The organism is Burkholderia sp. 22PA0099, assembly GCF_047497165.1.
GTDB lineage: Bacteria > Pseudomonadota > Gammaproteobacteria > Burkholderiales > Burkholderiaceae > Burkholderia.
Genome location: NZ_CP163165.1, coordinates 4,055,205 through 4,072,353, shown reverse-complemented (window position 1 = coordinate 4,072,353; position 17,149 = coordinate 4,055,205). Strand labels below are relative to the sequence as shown.

General features: G+C 68.4%; 16 protein-coding genes. 6 read left to right on the top strand and 10 right to left on the bottom strand.

From position 1 onward, the window contains the following. Positions 1-5: 5 nt before the first annotated feature. The 6 genes from AB4851_RS33490 to hemA form a co-directional block, all read right to left on the bottom strand. Positions 6-797 carry a DODA-type extradiol aromatic ring-opening family dioxygenase gene (locus tag AB4851_RS33490; RefSeq protein ID WP_414450444.1) on the bottom strand — a complete coding sequence of 264 codons (792 nt, stop codon included), beginning with the start codon at positions 795-797 and terminating at the stop codon, positions 6-8. Between the two features lie 170 nt (positions 798-967). Beyond that, positions 968-1,564 (bottom strand): UbiX family flavin prenyltransferase, encoded by a 597-nt coding sequence (locus AB4851_RS33485; protein ID WP_414450443.1) that lies wholly within the window; start codon positions 1,562-1,564, stop codon positions 968-970. A gap of 10 nt (positions 1,565-1,574) precedes the next feature. Then, entirely contained in the window at positions 1,575-1,886 is a 312-nt protein-coding gene (grxD, locus tag AB4851_RS33480) for a Grx4 family monothiol glutaredoxin (RefSeq protein WP_414443792.1), read from the bottom strand. 113 nt (positions 1,887-1,999) lie between these two features. Then, a complete protein-coding gene (gene prmC / locus AB4851_RS33475) occupies positions 2,000-2,848 on the bottom strand; it encodes a peptide chain release factor N(5)-glutamine methyltransferase (protein ID WP_414450442.1) in 849 nt (282 codons plus the stop codon). 20 nt (positions 2,849-2,868) lie between these two features. Further along, on the bottom strand, positions 2,869-3,951 hold the full coding sequence (prfA, locus tag AB4851_RS33470) for a peptide chain release factor 1 (protein ID WP_414450441.1): 1,083 nt from the start codon (positions 3,949-3,951) through the stop codon (positions 2,869-2,871). A 93-nt stretch (positions 3,952-4,044) separates the two neighbouring features. After that, positions 4,045-5,331, bottom strand: a complete 1,287-nt coding sequence (gene hemA / locus AB4851_RS33465; RefSeq protein ID WP_414443795.1) for a glutamyl-tRNA reductase — start codon at positions 5,329-5,331, stop codon at positions 4,045-4,047. Between the two features lie 595 nt (positions 5,332-5,926). Here hemA and AB4851_RS33460 point away from each other — a divergent pair. The 3 genes from AB4851_RS33460 to AB4851_RS33450 are packed head-to-tail and all read left to right on the top strand — an operon-like array spanning position 5,927 to position 8,652. Further along, on the top strand, positions 5,927-6,178 hold the full coding sequence (locus tag AB4851_RS33460; protein ID WP_414450440.1) for a hypothetical protein: 252 nt from the start codon (positions 5,927-5,929) through the stop codon (positions 6,176-6,178). Positions 6,179-6,200: 22 nt separating this feature from the next. Next, a complete protein-coding gene (locus tag AB4851_RS33455) occupies positions 6,201-8,015 on the top strand; it encodes an aminopeptidase P family protein (RefSeq protein ID WP_414450439.1) in 1,815 nt (604 codons plus the stop codon). Positions 8,016-8,028: 13 nt separating this feature from the next. Further along, positions 8,029-8,652, top strand: a complete 624-nt coding sequence (locus AB4851_RS33450; protein WP_414450438.1) for an HAD family hydrolase — start codon at positions 8,029-8,031, stop codon at positions 8,650-8,652. Between the two features lie 88 nt (positions 8,653-8,740). On the opposite strand, the gene ettA is transcribed toward AB4851_RS33450, so the two are convergent. From ettA to AB4851_RS33430, 4 genes are all read right to left on the bottom strand, one after another. After that, a complete protein-coding gene (ettA, locus tag AB4851_RS33445; protein WP_414450437.1) occupies positions 8,741-10,408 on the bottom strand; it encodes an energy-dependent translational throttle protein EttA in 1,668 nt (555 codons plus the stop codon). Between the two features lie 374 nt (positions 10,409-10,782). After that, the gene (gene ychF / locus AB4851_RS33440; protein WP_414443800.1) at positions 10,783-11,877 is read right to left on the bottom strand and encodes a redox-regulated ATPase YchF; all 1,095 of its coding nucleotides are present in this window, start codon (positions 11,875-11,877) and stop codon (positions 10,783-10,785) included. Positions 11,878-12,145: 268 nt separating this feature from the next. Then, entirely contained in the window at positions 12,146-12,511 is a 366-nt protein-coding gene (locus tag AB4851_RS33435; RefSeq protein WP_414450436.1) for a hypothetical protein, read from the bottom strand. A gap of 129 nt (positions 12,512-12,640) precedes the next feature. Next, on the bottom strand, positions 12,641-12,766 hold the full coding sequence (locus tag AB4851_RS33430) for a hypothetical protein (RefSeq protein ID WP_414443802.1): 126 nt from the start codon (positions 12,764-12,766) through the stop codon (positions 12,641-12,643). Between the two features lie 320 nt (positions 12,767-13,086). On the opposite strand from AB4851_RS33430, the gene AB4851_RS33425 reads away from it, so the two are divergent. The 3 genes from AB4851_RS33425 (at position 13,087) to AB4851_RS33415 (ending at position 17,045) form a co-directional block, all read left to right on the top strand. Then, positions 13,087-14,268 carry a UbiH/UbiF family hydroxylase gene (locus tag AB4851_RS33425; protein WP_414450435.1) on the top strand — a complete coding sequence of 394 codons (1,182 nt, stop codon included), beginning with the start codon at positions 13,087-13,089 and terminating at the stop codon, positions 14,266-14,268. A gap of 155 nt (positions 14,269-14,423) precedes the next feature. After that, on the top strand, positions 14,424-15,149 hold the full coding sequence (locus AB4851_RS33420) for a DsbC family protein (RefSeq protein ID WP_414443804.1): 726 nt from the start codon (positions 14,424-14,426) through the stop codon (positions 15,147-15,149). A gap of 105 nt (positions 15,150-15,254) precedes the next feature. Then, the gene (locus AB4851_RS33415; protein ID WP_414450434.1) at positions 15,255-17,045 is read left to right on the top strand and encodes a M61 family metallopeptidase; all 1,791 of its coding nucleotides are present in this window, start codon (positions 15,255-15,257) and stop codon (positions 17,043-17,045) included. Positions 17,046-17,149: the final 104 nt, after the last annotated feature.

Here is a 17,149-nt window from a genome sequence, read left to right as displayed (position 1 = left end):
AGGCTTCAGGCCGAGCCGGGCGCGAACACGTAGTTCGTCATCGCCAGCACGCGCTGGTAGGTGCCGAGCGACTGGATGCCGAGCTGGTAGTCGTCGTCGGCCGCGCCGAGCGCCGCGAACACCGGCAGCAGATGCTCGTCGGTCGGGTGCATGCGCACCGCGTGCGGCGCCTGCGCGCGGTAGTCGAGCAGCGCGTCGATGTCGCGCCGCGCGAGCTTGTCCTCGAACCAGTCGGTGAACTCCGTCACGCGCGGGTCGGCGTCCTCGGGCGTGGCGCCGAAATCGGCCTCGCGCAGGTTGTGCGTGATCTGGCCCGAACCGATCACCATCACGCCCTCGTCGCGCAGCGCGCGCAGCGCACGGCCGACGCGGAAGTGATGCGCGGCATCGGCACGCGGCTGGATCGACAACTGCGCGACCGGGATGTCCGCTTCCGGGAACATCAGCAGCATCGGCACCCAGGCGCCGTGGTCGAGGCCGTATTCGGTGGTGGCGGTGGCGATGCCGGCCGCATCCAGCAGGGCCGCCGCGCGCGTGGCCACCTCGGGTGCGCCCGGCGCCGGGTAGCGCAGCTCGTAGAGCGCGCGCGGGAAACCGTAGAAATCGTGGATCGTTTCGGGCCGTTGGGTGACGCTGACGGCCGGCGCGAGCGTATTCCAGTGCGCCGACAGCATCAGCACCGCGCTCGGGCGCGGCAGCTCGCCGCCGAGATGCGCGAACGCGGTGGAGGGCAGGGCGGGATCGATCGGCAGCGTGGGCGCGCCGTGGGACAGGTAGAGCGACGGAAGGCGGTTCATGGTGGGGACCTCGATGTCGGATTGGTTTCGACTATAGAGAGATCCGGGCATTTGATAAATCGGCGCGGAAGGATTTGATTGATTCTCGATGGTTGTCAATCGAGGCGCGACGAATTCGGCCCGATCCAGGGCCGATCAGGTCGATATCGCTTGGGGAGCGGAGGGCCGATTCAGTCCGGCGTGCGGATGCCGTTCCACGGCGCGGTGCGCGGCGCGGCAAGGCCGAACAGGTCGATGACGCGCGTGACGGTGTGATCGACGAGTTCGTCGATCGAGGCGGGCATGGCGTAGAAGGCCGGCAGCGGCGGAAACACGATGCCGCCCATTTCGGTCACGGCCGTCATGTTGCGCAGATGCGCGAGGTTGAACGGTGTTTCGCGCACCATCAGCACGAGCCGGCGGCGCTCTTTGAGCGCGACGTCGGCCGCACGCGTGATCAGGTTGTCGGACAGCCCGTGCGCGACGCTCGCGAGCGTCTTCATCGAACAGGGCGCGATCACCATGCCGTCGGTCGAGAACGAACCCGACGCGATGCTCGCGCCCACGTCGCGCACCGAATGGACGACGTCCGCCCGCGCGTGGACCTCGTCCTTCGACAGCTTCAGTTCGTGCTGGATGTTGAGCCAGCCGGCGGCCGACACGAGCAGATGGGTTTCGACGCCGCCCGACGCGCGCAGCAGGTCGAGCAGGCGGATGCCATAGATCGCGCCCGTCGCGCCGGTGATCGCGACGATCAGGCGCCGCGGCGGCGCGGGGCGTGCTTCCATGCGGAAAGGGTCAGGCAGCCGCGAACAGTTGCTGCAGTTCGCCGGACTGATACATCTCCATCATGATGTCCGAGCCGCCGACGAATTCGCCGTTCACGTAGAGCTGCGGGATGGTCGGCCAGTTCGAGAATGCCTTGATGCCCTGGCGGACCTGCTCGTCTTCGAGCACGTTGACGGTCTTGATGGTGTCGACGCCGCAGGCCTTGAGGATCTGGATGGCGCGGCCCGAGAAGCCGCACATCGGGAACTGCGCGGTGCCCTTCATGAAGAGCACGACCTGGTTTTCGTCGACGATTTGCTTGATGTGTTGTTGGGTATCCATGATGACCTTGCTGATGCGGGGCTGAGAACGGAAATGATACTGGATTTCGGCGGGGGCCATCGGCGCTCACGGTGGCCCCGGCGGCGGCCCCGGCAGCGGCCTGGCGCGCGCCGTCAGGCAGGCAGCCGGCCGCCGGTGGCGCGTTCGATCCCGGCGAGATCGGCGAGCGAGGCGACTTCGCCGAAACCGGCCGCGGCGACGATCTCGCGCACCGCGCCGGCCTGATCGTAGCCATGCTCGATCCACAGCGCGCCGCGCGGCAGCAGGAACGCCGGCGCGCCGGCCGCGATCAGGCGGATCGCGCTGAGGCCGTCGGCGTCGTCGGTCAGCGCGCCGCGCGGCTCGAAGCGCAGGTCGCCCTGATCGAGATGCGGATCGTGCTGAGCGATATACGGCGGATTGCTGACGATCGCGTGGAAGCGCGCGGCGGGGGCGAGCGCGGCGTACCAGTCGCTGTCGAGGAATTGCAGCGGGCCGCCGGGGCGGGCCGGGTCGAGCAGCTTGTGCGCGTTGCCGCGCGCCACGGCCAGCGCGGCCGGCGAGCGGTCGAGCGCCCAGACGCGCGCGTCGGGCCGCGCCGCGGCGATCGCCACGGCCACCGCGCCGCTGCCGGTGCCCAGATCGAGCACGGCCGGCATGGCGATGCCGTCGAGCGCGTCGAGCGCGGCTTCCACCAGCACTTCGGTGTCGGGGCGCGGGATCAGCACGTCGGGCGTGACGTCGAAGGCCAGGCCGAAGAATTCGCGTGAGCCGACCAGTTGCGCGACCGGTTCGCCGGCCAGCCGGCGTGCCTCGAGTGCCTGGTAGCGCGCGGCGGCATCGGCGTCGAGCGGCGCGTCGGCGCGCGTGATCAGTTGCGTGCGGGTCCAGCCGAGCGCATGGCCGAGCAGGATGCGCGCATCCACCGCATCGAGCGGCGAGGCGCGCAGCAGCGCGGCGGCGGTGGGGGCGGGGGCGTTCATGGCGGGGCGGCCGGCGCGCGTCAGTCGGTGTCGCCGAGCGAGGCCAGCAGTTCGGCCTGATGCTCGCTGACGAGCGTGGCGATCATCTCGTAGAGATCGCCGTCCAGCAGCGCTTCGAGCTTGTAGAGCGTCAGGTTGATGCGGTGATCGGTCATCCGGCCCTGCGGGAAGTTGTAGGTGCGGATTCGTTCCGAGCGGTCGCCCGAGCCGATCAGGCTCTTGCGGGTGGCCGCTTCCTTCGCGTGCTGCTCCTGGTACTGCTTGTCCTTGATGCGCGCGGCCAGCACCTTCAGCGCGCGCTCCTTGTTCTTGTGCTGCGAGCGATCGTCCTGGCACTCCACCACGATGCCGGTCGGCAGGTGAGTGACGCGCACCGCGGAATCGGTCTTGTTGATGTGCTGGCCGCCCGCGCCGGACGCGCGGAACGTGTCGATGCGCAGGTCGGCCGGGTTGATCGCGACTTCGGCGATCTCGTCGGCCTCGGGCATCACGGCGACGGTACAGGCCGAGGTGTGGATGCGGCCCTGCGTTTCGGTGGCGGGCACGCGCTGCACGCGGTGGCCGCCCGATTCGAACTTCAGTCGCGAATAGGCGCCCTGGCCCGCGATCCGCACGATCACTTCCTTGTAGCCGCCGAGGTCCGACGGGCTCTCCGACATCATCTCGACCTGCCAGCGCTGGCGCTCCGCGAAGCGCAGGTACATGCGCAGCAGGTCGCCGGCGAACAGCGCCGATTCGTCGCCACCCGCGCCGGCGCGGATTTCGAGGAAGATGTTGCGCTCGTCGTTCGGGTCCCTCGGCAGCAGCATCGTTTGCAGATCGGTTTCGAGCTGCGTCATGCGTTCGCGCGCGTCGCGAATCTCGTCCTCGGCGAAGTCGCGCATCGAGGCGTCGGCCAGCAGTTCCTGCGCGGTCGCTTCGTCGCCGCGCGCGAGCCGCCATTGCGCGTATTGCTCGACGACCGGGCCGATTTCCGCGTGTTCGCGCGTCAGCTTCCGGTATTGGTCGAGGTCGGCCGTGACGTTTTCGCGACTCAGCATTTCGTTCAATTCGGCCAGCCGGCTGGTGAGCTGGTCGAGCTTGCTTTGCATGCTTGTTTTCATGATGTGGAGCGACGCTCCCGGGCAGGAATCGAAAAGGGAAAGAAAAAGGGGACGGCGGCCGGCATGCGGCCGCGATGCGCGCGGGGGGCGGCGCTAACGGTCGGTGCGGGGGCCGTGCGCGTAGAAGCCGCGCATCAGGTCGATCAGTTGCTCGCGCTCGGTGCCGCTGGTGCGGTTCAGCGCCGAGGTCGGGCCGTGGATCAGCTTGTTGGTCAGCGCCTGCGACAGCGCGTCGAGCACGGCGGCCGGATCGTCGCCGCGCGCGAGCATCTTCTGGGCGCGTTCGACTTCGGCACGGCGCAGCGCGTCGGCCTGGGTGTGCATGTGGCGGATGATCGGCACGACGCTGCGCGAATCGAGCCACTGCATGAAGTTCTGCACGCGGGTTTCGATGATCGCCTCGGCCTGCGCGACGGCGGCTTGGCGCGACGCATTGCCTTCGCGCACGATCGCGCCGAGATCGTCGACGGTGTACAGGAACACGTCCTTCAGCTCGCCGACTTCCTGCTCGATGTCGCGCGGCACGGCCAGATCGACCATGAAGATCGGCCGGTGGCGGCGGGCCTTCACCGCGCGCTCGACCGCGCCGAGGCCGATGATCGGCAGCGTGGAGGCCGTGCACGAGACGATGATGTCGAACTCGTGCATGCGCGTGGGCAGCTCGGAGAGCGGCATGGCGCGACCGCCGAAGCGCTCGGCCAGCTTCGCGCCGCGCTCGGCGGTGCGGTTCGCGATGACCAGCTCGCGCGGCGATTGCGCGGCGAAGTGCGTCGCGCACAGCTCGATCATTTCGCCGGCGCCGATGAACAGCACCTTCTGGTCGGCGACGCTTTCGAAGATGCGTTGCGCGAGCCGCACGGCAGCCGCCGCCATCGATACCGACTGCGCGCCGATCTCGGTGGTGGTGCGCACTTCCTTGGCCACCGCGAAGGTGCGCTGGAACAACTGGTTCAGATAGGTGCCGAGCGCGCCGGCCTCGGAGGCCGTGCGCACCGCGTTCTTCATCTGGCCGACGATCTGCGTTTCGCCGAGCACCATCGAATCGAGGCCCGACGCGACGCGGAACGCATGGCGCACCGCTTCCGATTGCGGCAACGAATAGACGTGCGGCGCGAGGTCGTCGGGCGCGAGGCCGTGGAACTCGGCGAGCCAGCGCACGGCGGCATCGCGCGCCGCGCGGTCGTCGGTTGCGCAGTACAGCTCGGTGCGGTTGCAGGTGGAGAGAATTGCGGCTTCGGGCGTGTTCGGCGCCTGGCGCCCCATGAAGACGCTGGTGAGCGTGGACAGTGCAGGCTGGATCTGTTCGAGCGGAAACGCCACGCGTTCGCGCAGGGCGACGGGCGCAGTGTGATGATTGATTCCGATCGTGAGGAGCTGCATATCCGGGGGCTATCGTTTAGGTGCGCATTATAGCGTCTTGCCGGTTTTGTCACTGGCAGCGCCACCGGGCGGGCATCGCCCGGGCGCTGCGGCTCGCGCCGAACCACGGCAAACCGGCGCGATCCCCGACGTGCGGCGCAATCCGGCGGGGTCGAAACGGCCGCTCAAGGCCGGTTGCGCGCCGGATTTGCCGCCAAAACCCTGTTCGCCGTGGGGATGCGCGACGCCAAGTCGCAGTAAGGCGCGTGCAAATATCGGCGGTACGATGCGCCCGAAACGGCCCGTTGGCAACCGTTCGGCGCCCGATTTCCCGTCCTTTTTCAAGATAGTCGGGATTCGTGCGTGCGTATGGCGCACGTATGGAACGCGTCTGGCACGTCGACGACGCGCGCCGGCGGCCGGTCCGGCACTTCTGTCGGCTTGCGTTGCGATTGATCGACCCCTTACACTCGACCGACGCCCGGGGCAAGCCTGCGGGCCGTCGCACTCTTATAATTCCGTCACCGGAGACCACCGATGCCGGCCGCGCGACGGCAGGCGTTTCGTTCGGGCCGGGCGGCGCATCGGCGATGCGAAACGACACACAGGGCGCGGGATGAACGGGTTGGGCATTGTCGTATTGGGGCTTGCCGTCGGCGGGCTGGGCTGGTGGCTGCATCCGGCGCGCGCTTCGCGGCGCGGCCTGCGCGCGGCGCTCGCGGTCGGCCTGGCCGGCGCGGTGGTCGCCAAGCTCGTCGGCAATCTCACCTGCCTGTTTTACGACGGCGGCACGCTCGAATGGCCCGTCTGCGCCCTGGTGGCGCTCGTTGCCGTCTCCCTGACCACCGGCGTGCTGGCGCGCCGCTGACCCCACCTCACTGGAATTCATCATGAACGCCCGTCATCCCGAGCTGTCCCCCATTCCTGCCCGCATCGCCCTGCTGCGCGGCGCGATGGCGCGCGAAGGCGTGGCTGCCTGCCTCGTCCCGTCCGCCGATCCGCATCTCTCCGAATATCTGCCCGAACACTGGCAGGCGCGCCGCTGGCTGTCGGGTTTCAACGGCTCGGTCGGCACGCTGGTCGTGACGCCCGAATTCGCGGGCCTGTGGGTCGACAGCCGTTACTGGGTGCAGGCCGCCGCGGAACTGGCCGGCACCGGCATCGAACTGATGAAGATGACGGGCGGCCAGCAAACCCAGCCGCACGTCGAATGGCTGGCCGAGCATGTGCCGGCCGGCGCGACGGTGGGCGTGGACGGCGCGGTGCTCGGCGTCGGCGCGGCGCGTGCGCTGTCGGCCGCGCTGGCCGCGCGCGGCGTGGCGCTGCGCACCGATCTCGACCTGCTCGACGCGATCTGGCCCGAGCGGCCGGCGCTGCCGGTCGAACCGGTGTTCGAACACGTCGCGCCGCATGCGCACACGCGCCGCGCCGACAAGCTCGCGCAGGTGCGCGAGGCGATGCGCGCCAGCGGCGCGAACGCCCATCTGATCTCGACGCTCGACGACATCGCCTGGCTGTTCAATCTGCGCGGCGCCGACGTCAACTACAACCCGGTGTTCGTCGCCCACGCGCTGATCGGCCCGGACGCAGCCACGCTGTTCGTGGTGGACGGCAAGCTCGACGCCGCGTTGCGCGCCGCGCTCGCGGCCGACGGCGTGACGGTGCGCCCTTACGAACAGGCCGCCGCCGCGCTGGCCGCGCTGCCGGCCGGCAGCGCGCTGCTGATCGACCCGCGCCGCGTGACGTTCGGTACGCTGGAGGCGGTGCCCGAGGCGGTGCGCCGCGTCGAGGCCGTCAACCCGTCGACGTTCGCGAAGTCGCGCAAGACGCCTGCCGAGATCGAGCACGTGCGCGCGACGATGGCGCAGGACGGCGCGGCGCTGGCCGAATTCTTCGCGTGGTTCGAGGCTGCGCTCGGGCACGAAACCCTGACCGAACTGACCATCGACGAGCAACTGACCGCCGCCCGCGCGCGCCGGCCCGGCTTCGTTTCGCCGAGTTTCGCGACGATCGCCGGCTTCAACGCGAACGGCGCGATGCCGCATTACCGCGCGACGCCCGAATCGCACGCGACCATCGAAGGCGACGGCCTGCTGCTGATCGATTCGGGCGGCCAGTTCGTCGGCGGCACCACCGACATCACGCGCGTCGTGCCGGTGGGCACGCCGAGCGAGGCGCAGTGCCGCGATTTCACGATCGTGCTGAAGGCGATGATCGCGCTGTCGCGAGCCAAGTTCCCGCGCGGCATCCGTTCGCCGATGCTCGATGCGATCGCACGCGCGCCGATGTGGGCGGCCGGGCTCGATTACGGCCACGGCACCGGCCACGGCGTGGGCTACTTCCTGAACGTGCACGAAGGCCCGCAGGTGATCTCGCACTACGCCGCCGCCGATCCGCACACGGCGATGGAAGAGGGCATGATCACCTCGAACGAGCCGGGCGTATATCGCCAGGGCCAATGGGGCGTGCGCATCGAGAACTTAGTGGTGAACCGCGCGGCCGGCCAGACCGAATTCGGCGATTTCCTCGATTTCGAGACGCTGACGCTGTGCCCGATCGACACGCGCTGCGTGCTGGCCGAGTTGCTCGACGCCGGCGAGCGCGCGTGGCTCGACGCCTATCACGCGACGGTGCGCGAACGGGTCGGCCCGCTGGTGACGGGCGCCGCCCGCGCGTGGCTCGACGCGCGCACTCAGCCGCTGTAAGGCCGCGCCAGCCATGACGATCCGGGCTGTGGTGTTCGATTTCGGCGGCGTGCTGATCGATTGGAGTCCCGATTATCTGTATCGCCAACTGATCGCCGATCCGGTGGAACGGCGGCGTTTCCTGACCGACGTGTGCGGGATGGATTGGGTGGTCCGGCAGGACGCCGGCCAGACGATCGCGGCGGGCACCGCCGAGAAGGTGGCCGCGTTTCCCGAGCACGCGGTGCTGATCGAGGCGTTCTATGCGCGCTGGCCCGAGATGATCGCGGGCGCGTTCGACGACGGCGTGGCGCTGGTCGAGCGGCTGGAGGCCGCCGGCGTCCCGCTGTTCGGGCTGACCAACTGGTCGGCCGAAACCTTCCCGTATGCGTGGGAGCGCTACGCGGTGCTGCGGCGTTTTCGCGACGTGGTGGTGTCGGGCCGGGTAGGGCTCGCCAAGCCCGATCGGGCGATCTATCGCGAGATGTTCGCGCGCATCGCGGCGCAGTTGCCCGGCATCGCGCCCGAACAACTCGTGTTCATCGACGACAATCCGCACAACGCCGCCGCCGCGAGCGCGCTTGGCTGGCACGGCATCCATCACACCGGCGTGGCCTCGACCGAGGCGCGCCTGCGCGAACTGGGCGTGCCGGCCTGAACGAGCCTGAACCGGTCGCTCGCATGAAAAAAGCGGGCAAGATGCCCGCTTTTTTAGTCCGCCGCTCTTGCCGCGGCGCAGTGCGTGATCAGCGGCTGATCGGCTTGAAGCGGATTCGCTTCGGCTTGGCGCCTTCTTCGCCGAGGCGCGCGCGCTTGTCGGCTTCGTATTCCTGATAGTTGCCGTCGAAAAACACCGCTTGCGAATCGCCTTCGAACGCGAGGATGTGCGTCGCGATCCGGTCGAGGAACCAGCGATCGTGCGAGATCACCATGACCGAGCCGGCGAATTCGAGCAGCGCGTCTTCGAGCGCGCGCAGCGTTTCGACGTCGAGATCGTTCGACGGTTCGTCCAGCAGCAGCACGTTGCCGCCCGCGATCAGCGTCTTGGCCAGATGCAGCCGGCCGCGCTCGCCGCCCGACAGGTTGCCGACGATCTTCTGCTGGTCGCCGCCCTTGAAGTTGAAGCGGCCGATGTAGGCGCGCGACGGCGTTTCGTAGCGGCCCACCGTCAGCACGTCGGCGCCGCCCGAGATTTCCTCGAACACGGTCTTGTCGCTGGCCAGCGCGTCGCGGCTTTGATCGACATAGGCGAGCTTGACGGTCGGGCCGTGCACGATTTCGCCCGAATCCGGCGTTTCCTTGCCCGTCAGCATGCGGAACAGCGTGGACTTGCCGGCGCCGTTCGGGCCGATGATGCCGACGATCGCGCCGGCCGGGATCTTGAAGCTCAGGTCGTCGATCAGCAGGCGATCGCCATAGGCCTTGCTGACGTTCTTGAACTCGATCACTTCATTGCCCAGCCGCTCGCCGGCCGGGATGAAGATTTCCTGCGTTTCGTTGCGCTTCTGGTATTCCTGGCTGCTCAGTTCCTCGAAGCGGGCGATACGCGCCTTCGACTTCGCCTGGCGGCCCTTCGGGTTCTGGCGCACCCACTCCAGTTCCTTCTTGATCGCCTTCTGGCGCGCCGATTCGGTCGCTTCTTCCTGCTTCAGGCGGTCTTCCTTCTGGTCGAGCCAGCTCGAATAGTTGCCCTTCCAGGGGATGCCGTGGCCACGGTCGAGTTCGAGAATCCACTCGGCGGCGTTGTCGAGGAAGTAGCGATCGTGGGTGACGGCCACCACGGTGCCCGGGAAGCGCGTCAGGAATTGTTCGAGCCACTCGACCGATTCGGCGTCCAGGTGGTTGGTCGGTTCGTCGAGCAGCAGCATGTCCGGCTTTTCGAGCAGCAGCTTGCACAGCGCGACGCGGCGCTTTTCACCGCCCGACAGGTGTTCGATCTTCGCGTCCCAGGCCGGCAGGCGCAGCGCGTCGGCCGCGATTTCGATCTGCTGCTCGGGGCTGCCGCCATCGGCGGTGGCGAGGATCGCTTCGTACTTGGCCTGTTCGGCGGCCAGCGCGTCGAAGTCGGCGTCCGGTTCGGCGTAGGCCGCGTAGATCTCGTCGAGCTTCTTCTGCGCGCTGAACACGTCGCCGAGGCCTTCTTCCACCGCCTCGCGCACCGTCTTGCTCGGATCGAGCTGCGGTTCCTGCGACAGGTAGCCGATGTTCAGGTTCGGCATCGGCGTGGCTTCGCCTTCGATGTCCTTGTCGACGCCCGCCATGATGCGGATCAGCGTCGATTTGCCCGAGCCGTTCAGGCCGAGCAGGCCGATCTTCGCGCCGGGGAAGAACGACAGCGAGATGTCTTTGAGGATCTGGCGCTTGGGCGGCACGATCTTGCCGACCCGGTTCATCGTGAATACGTATTGGGCCATTTGCGTCGATGGAACTCTTGAAGGTTGAGGCGCCGCCGGCCGCGCTGCGCGCGAGGCGGGCGACGGAGGGGCCGATCGGGACTGGGCGCCGCGCGCATTGCCGCGGCGTGGCCGCGCGCGTGCGCGGCGAGACCGCGTATTGTACTTCGCGAGGCGCGGGCGCCGCGAGCGCGCCGAAGCGGGGCGCGAACGCCGTGTGTCTGCGTGGCCGACGCGGCTCGCGATCGTGTTCATCTGCGCGGTTTTTCATGCCGGGGCAGGCGCTTGAGTGCACGCCATCGTCGGAAACAAAAAGCCCGCGAGCGGCGTGCACCGTTCGCGGGCTTGAAGCGGGTTGCGCGGGGCTGTCGAGGCCCGGCGTGTCCGATCCGACCTTAGACGTTGAACAAGAAGTTCATCACGTCGCCGTCATGGACGATGTATTCCTTGCCTTCCGCCCGCATCTTGCCGGCTTCCTTCGCACCCTGTTCGCCCTTGAACGCGACGTAGTCGTCGAAGCCGATCGTCTGCGCGCGAATGAAGCCGCGCTCGAAATCGGTGTGGATTGCGCCGGCCGCCTGCGGGGCGGTGTCGCCGACGTGGATCGTCCAGGCGCGCACTTCCTTCACGCCGGCCGTGAAATACGTCTGCAGGCCGAGCAGCTTGAAGCCCGCGCGGATCACGCGGTCGAGGCCCGGCTCGTTCATGCCCATGTCGGCGAGGAACGCTTCCTTGTCCTCGTCGTCGAGATCGGCGATTTCCGCCTCGATCGCCGCGCACACCGCGACCACCGGCGCCTTCTCGGCTTCCGCGTACTTGCGCACGGCGTCGAGGTGCGGGTTGTTCTCGAAACCGTCGTCCTTGACGTTCGCCACGTACATCGCCGGCTTGGCGGTGATCAGGCAGAACGGCTTCAGGATCGCCTGCTCGTCGTCCGACAGGTCGAGGCCGCGCACGGCCTTGCCCTGGTCGAGCTGCGCGCGAACCTTCTCCATCACGGCCGCGAGCTTCGCCGCGTCCTTGTCGTTGCCCGATTTCGCGGCCTTCGAGTAGCGGTTCAGCGCCTTCTCGACGGTGGCCAGGTCGGCCAGCGCGAGTTCGGTGTTGATGACTTCGATGTCGTCGAGCGGGCTCACGCGGCCGGCCACGTGGATCACGTTTTCGTCTTCGAAGCAGCGCACGACGTGCGTGATCGCGTCGGTTTCGCGGATGTTCGCGAGGAACTGGTTGCCCAGGCCTTCGCCCTTGCTGGCGCCCGCCACGAGGCCCGCAATGTCGACGAACTCGACCACGGCCGGCACGATCCGCTCGGGCTTCACGATGGCCGCAATCGCCTTCAGGCGGCCGTCCGGCACTTCGACCACGCCGACGTTCGGCTCGATCGTGCAGAACGGGTAGTTCTCGGCGGCGATGCCGGCCTTGGTCAGCGCGTTGAACAGGGTGGACTTGCCGACGTTCGGCAGGCCGACGATGCCGCATTTGAGGCTCATGGAAAACCTTTCTGGATCAGATGTTGGGTGCTTGCGCGGGGCGCGGCTGGCGGCATGACGCGGCGCTCGGGCCGGCGGTCTGGCGCGGAGGCTGCCCGCGAAAACGGCAATTGTATCGCGTTCGGATCACGGGATTTCAAGCGGGCGCGCCGAACGGCGGCGCGGCGGGCGCCCGATGCACGGCGGGGGAGGATCGGCAGGGACCGAAACGCCGACGGCGGCCAGGCGCCGCCGGCAGCGCAACCGGGCCGCAGCGGCCCGGCGCAGGTCAGTCGGCGATCCGGCGATCGGCCAGCGCGGCGCGGCAGTCGCCCATCACGAGCGAGACGAGCCGCGACTTCGTGTCGAGATCTTCGGTATCGATGATTTCCTCGACGGCGTCGCGCGCCCAGGGCGTTTCGACGAAATCGGCATGCCGCTTCGCGATGTCGAGCGCCGTGGCGGCGAGCTTCGCGATGCAGAGCCAGTCGGCGTCGCGCAGATGGCGGTCGAGCCACTTGTGCGCTGCTTGAACCTGGAAGGTGGCGGACGGCCAGGATTCGTTCAGATAGAACGCGCCGAGATTGCCGACCGTGAGCCAGCACAGCAGCTCGACACGATCATGTTGGGTGAGGCTGGGATGTAGGTCGCTCATGGCCATGCTCGAGATGGGGTTGAGACTCGCTTTCCGTCACCGGTGCAACGCGGGGCCGACGAATCAACAATAGCACGCCATGAACGGCTTCACGCAAGCCGGGAATCGCCCGACCCGCGTGAACCCTGATCAATATCGGTAGTAATCGTGATGGTGGTGATAGCCGCCGCCGTCCGGCACGACGATGCAGCCGCTCAGGGTGGTGCCGAGCAGGACGGCGAGCGAGGCAAGAATCGCGATGCGCTTGAGCTTCATGGTGGATCTCCTTCGGTGTTCGTTCATCGATGGAGCCGACTGTAGCGGCGCAGGGCATGACAAGCGGTATGCGTTTGTAAGGAAACGTGTGGCCTGTAATGCTCGTGCCCCGTTCGAGCGGGCAGCGTCGCGCAGGCGGTTACGGATGAAATGGTTCCGGATCGGAGAAGGGCGGTGATGGGCCGATTCGGGCGGCGATGCGTGCGTTCGGACAGGGTTTGTCCGTGTCGGAGCGGCGCGACAGTGCGTGCCTGGCATGCGTTGCCGGGCTGATCTTCCGCAAGCCGGCGTCGCATGGCGAACCCGGCCCCGCAGCTATAATGCGCGCCATGACAGCCCATCCTCAGACCTTCGACGTCGCCGTGGTCGGCGGCGGCCTTGTCGGCAAGACCGCCGCGCTCGCGATGACGCAGGCGGGCCTCAAGACGGCGCTGCTCGCGCAGCCCGCCGCGCCGCGCGCGGCCGGCACGCCGTTCGACGCGCGCGTCTACGCGCTGTCGTCGAGCTCGCAGGCGCTGCTCGAACGGCTGCGCGTCTGGCAGGCGCTCGATCCGGCCCGGCTCGCGCCCGTCCACGACATGCGCGTGTACGGCGACGCGCAGGCCGAACTCCATTTCTCCGCCTTCCAGGCCGCCGTGCCGCAACTGGCGTGGATCGGCGAGTCGTCGGTGGTCGAGCGCGCGCTCGACGCCGCGCTGCGCTTCCAGCCGAACCTGAGCTGGATCGACACGCGCGCGCAGGGGCTCGACGTGAAGCGCGACGCGGCGGTGCTGTCGCTGGCCGACGGCAGCGTGATCTCGGCCGATCTGGTGGTGGGGGCGGACGGCGCGCATTCGTGGGTGCGCTCGCAGATGGGCGCGAACGTGCAGCGCCGCGACTATCGCCAGACCGGCGTGGTCGCCAACTTCAAGGCGTCCGAGCCGCACCGCGAAACGGCTTGCCAGTGGTTCCGCGACGGCGAGATCGTCGCGCTGCTGCCGCTGCCGGACGGCCATGTGTCGCTGGTCTGGTCGGCGCACACGGCCCATGCCGATGAACTGCTGGCACTCGATCCGGCGCAACTGGCGGCCGAGGTCGAACGCGTCACGCACCGCCAGCTCGGTACGCTCGATTGCGTGACGCCGGCCCAGGGCTTCCCGCTCGCGCTGCAGACGGTGGACAAGCTGATCGCCCCGCGCGTCGCGCTGGTCGGCGACGCCGCGCACCTGATTCACCCGCTCGCCGGCCAGGGCATGAATCTCGGCCTGCGCGACGTGGCCGCGCTGGCCGACGCGATCGGCTCGCGCGAGGCGTTCCGCGATCTCGGCGATACGGTGCTGCTGCGCCGCTACGAACGCTCGCGCCGCGAGGACATCCGCGCGCTGATGGTCGCCACCGACGGCCTGCAGCGGCTGTTCGCGTTGCCCGGCCCGGTGGCGCGCGTGGTGCGCAACACCGGCATGGCGCTGGTCGGCGCGCAGCCGTTCGTCAAACGCTGGCTGGTGGCCTCGGCGCTCGGTTGAGCGCGGGCGCCGCTGCCGCCACGGATGCCACGCCCTCCGGCTTCGCCCCGCATGCGGCTTTCGCCGCGAAAGCCACCGGCAAAGGCGGCCGGACACGGTCCGGCCGTCGTCGTACACTACCGGTCATGCTTTGACCGCTTCCCAAGGATCACTGAATGAAAACCACCGTCCGTATCGCCGCGCTGCTGCTGGCGACCGCCGCCGCCACGCTGGGATGCACCGCGCAGGCCGATCAGACCACCGACAAGCTGAAGGCCACGCTGCAGTCGCGCCTCGGTGATGCCACCGTCAAGGGCATCGCGAAGTCGCCGATCCCGGGCCTTTACGAGGTGAATCTCGGCTCGCAGATCGTCTATAGCGATGCCGCCGGCGATTACGTCGTGCTTGGCGAGATGGTCGACACCAAAACGCGCCGCAACCTGACCGAAGCGCGCATGTCGGAAATCAACAAGGTCGATTTCGCGAGCCTGCCGCTCAACAACGCGATCAAGTACGTGAAGGGCAACGGCGCGCGCAAGATCGCCGTGTTCTCGGATCCGAACTGCCCGTATTGCAAGCGCTTCGAATCGACGCTGCGCTCGATGGACAACATCACCGTCTACACGTTCCTGTACCCGGTCCTGACGCCCGATTCGACGGTCAAGTCGAAGGCGATCTGGTGCGCGTCCGATCGCGCCAAGAGCTGGGAAAACTGGATGGTCGGCCATCAGGCGCCGACCGGCCCGGGCAACTGCGATACCTCGGCGCTCGACAAGAACCTGGCGCTGGGCCGCGGCCTGAACGTCACTGGCACGCCGACCATCATCCTGGCGGACGGCACGCGCCTGCCGGGCGCCGTGTCCGCCGACGACCTCAACGGCGCGCTCGCCAACGTCAAGTAATGCGCGCACGCACGGCCTGACCGCCCTCCGCGACGAGGCGCCGGCATCTGTCTGGCGCCTTTTTCACATGTCGAACCGTTTGCCGATTTTTTGCCGACCCCGCCGATGAAGCCGATTCGCTATTCGATCGTCCCGAAAGACCCCGCCGCCCACCTGTTCGAAGTCACGCTGACCGTTGCCGAGCCCGATCCGGCCGGCCAGCGCTTCATGCTGCCGGTGTGGATTCCGGGCAGCTACATGGTGCGCGAATTCGCGCGCAACATCGTCACGCTGCGCGCGTTCAACGAAGCCGGCCGCAAGGTCCGCATCGCCAAGGCCGACAAGCACAGCTGGCAGGCCGCACCCGTCGCCGGGCCGCTGACGCTGCGCTATGACGTCTACGCGTGGGATCTGTCGGTGCGCGCCGCGCATCTGGACGACACCGGCGGCTTCTTCAACGGCACCAGCGTGTTCCTCGCCGTGCAGGGGCAGGAGGCCTCGCCGTGCGTGGTCGAGATCGCCAAGCCGGCCGGCGACACGGGCCGCCGCTGGCGCGTGGCCACGGCGCTGCGCGAGGCGCGCGGTACGCGCCGTCACGGCTTCGGCGAGTATCAGGCCGACGATTACGACGAGTTGATCGACCACCCGGTCACGCTCGGCGAATTCGCGCTGGCGACGTTCGAGGCGCACGGCGTGCCGCACGACGTGGTGATCGCGGGCCGCGTCGCGCGGCTCGACATGGAACGGCTTTGCGCCGACCTGAAGCGGATCTGCGAGGCGCAGATCGCGCTGTTCGAACCGCGCACCAAAAAGGCCCCGGTGGAGCGCTACGTGTTCATGACGCAGGCCGTCAGCGACGGCTATGGCGGCCTCGAACACCGCGCGTCCACGGCGCTGATCTGCAACCGCACCGATCTGCCCGTGAAGGGGCGGTCCGAGAAGACGGACGGCTACCGCACCTATCTGGGCTTGTGCAGCCACGAGTATTTCCACACCTGGAACGTCAAGCGGATCAAGCCGGCTGCCTTCGTGCCGTACGACCTGACGCAGGAGAACTACACGTCGCTGCTGTGGCTGTTCGAGGGCTTCACGTCCTATTACGACGACCTGATGCTGGTGCGCAGCGGCCTGATGAGCCGCGACGAGTATTTCACCGCACTCGGCCGCACGGTCGGCGGAGTGTTGCGCGGCGCGGGGCGCCTCAAGCAGAGCGTGGCGGAAAGCTCGTTCGACGCCTGGGTCAAGTATTACCGGCAGGATGAAAACGCCTCGAACGCGATCGTCAGCTACTACACCAAGGGTTCGCTGGTGGCGCTGGCGTTCGATCTGGCGATTCGCGCCGCGACCCGCAACCGCAAGTCGCTCGACGACGTGATGCGCCTGCTGTGGGCGCGCTACGGCCGCGGCTTCTATCAGGGCAAGCCGAAGGGCGTGGGCGAGGACGAGGTGGCCGCGTTGATCACCGAGGCGACCGGCGTGGAACTCGGCCGCCTGTTCGACGACGCCGTGTCGGGCACGCGCGACCTGCCGCTGGCCGACCTGCTCGCGCCGTTCGGCGTGAACCTGACCCCGGATGCCGGCCCCCACCCGAAGCCGTCGATCGGCGCGCGTGCCCGTGCCGGCGGCGCGGATTGCACGCTGGCGGTGGTTCACGAAGGCGGCGCGGCGCATCGCGCGGGGCTGTCGGCCGGCGACGTGCTGATCGCGATCGACGGCCTGCGCGTGACCGGCTCGAACCTCGAGGCGTTGCTGGCGCGCTTCCAGCCTGGCGATCGCGTGGAGGCGCACGCCTTTCGCCGCGACGAGCTGCGCGCCACCACGCTGCGGCTCGACGCACCCGACGTGGTGCGCTACCGGCTGCAGGCCGCCGACAAGCCGGCTGCGCATGCCTGGCAGAAGGGCTGGCTCGGCCTCTAACACGTTCGGTCGCGTTTCATTCGGCGCGGATTGTCCCGCTGTTGCAACAATCCGTCGCCGGATGCCCGCTTTTTCGGGATGGCTTGCATCCGCACAATGGCTCC

Bases quoted from the DNA above. Each gene is read 5' to 3' on its own strand.
- AB4851_RS33490 (WP_414450444.1), bottom strand. From the start codon at position 797: ATGAACCGCCTTCCGTCGCTCTACCTGTCCCACGGCGCGCCCACGCTG.
- AB4851_RS33485 (WP_414450443.1), bottom strand. From the start codon at position 1,564: ATGGAAGCACGCCCCGCGCCGCCGCGGCGCCTGATCGTCGCGATCACC.
- grxD (WP_414443792.1), bottom strand. From the start codon at position 1,886: ATGGATACCCAACAACACATCAAGCAAATCGTCGACGAAAACCAGGTC.
- prmC (WP_414450442.1), bottom strand. From the start codon at position 2,848: ATGAACGCCCCCGCCCCCACCGCCGCCGCGCTGCTGCGCGCCTCGCCG.
- prfA (WP_414450441.1), bottom strand. From the start codon at position 3,951: ATGAAAACAAGCATGCAAAGCAAGCTCGACCAGCTCACCAGCCGGCTG.
- hemA (WP_414443795.1), bottom strand. From the start codon at position 5,331: ATGCAGCTCCTCACGATCGGAATCAATCATCACACTGCGCCCGTCGCC.
- AB4851_RS33460 (WP_414450440.1), top strand. From the start codon at position 5,927: ATGAACGGGTTGGGCATTGTCGTATTGGGGCTTGCCGTCGGCGGGCTG.
- AB4851_RS33455 (WP_414450439.1), top strand. From the start codon at position 6,201: ATGAACGCCCGTCATCCCGAGCTGTCCCCCATTCCTGCCCGCATCGCC.
- AB4851_RS33450 (WP_414450438.1), top strand. From the start codon at position 8,029: ATGACGATCCGGGCTGTGGTGTTCGATTTCGGCGGCGTGCTGATCGAT.
- ettA (WP_414450437.1), bottom strand. From the start codon at position 10,408: ATGGCCCAATACGTATTCACGATGAACCGGGTCGGCAAGATCGTGCCG.
- ychF (WP_414443800.1), bottom strand. From the start codon at position 11,877: ATGAGCCTCAAATGCGGCATCGTCGGCCTGCCGAACGTCGGCAAGTCC.
- AB4851_RS33435 (WP_414450436.1), bottom strand. From the start codon at position 12,511: ATGAGCGACCTACATCCCAGCCTCACCCAACATGATCGTGTCGAGCTG.
- AB4851_RS33430 (WP_414443802.1), bottom strand. From the start codon at position 12,766: ATGAAGCTCAAGCGCATCGCGATTCTTGCCTCGCTCGCCGTCCTGCTC.
- AB4851_RS33425 (WP_414450435.1), top strand. From the start codon at position 13,087: ATGCGCGCCATGACAGCCCATCCTCAGACCTTCGACGTCGCCGTGGTC.
- AB4851_RS33420 (WP_414443804.1), top strand. From the start codon at position 14,424: ATGAAAACCACCGTCCGTATCGCCGCGCTGCTGCTGGCGACCGCCGCC.
- AB4851_RS33415 (WP_414450434.1), top strand. From the start codon at position 15,255: ATGAAGCCGATTCGCTATTCGATCGTCCCGAAAGACCCCGCCGCCCAC.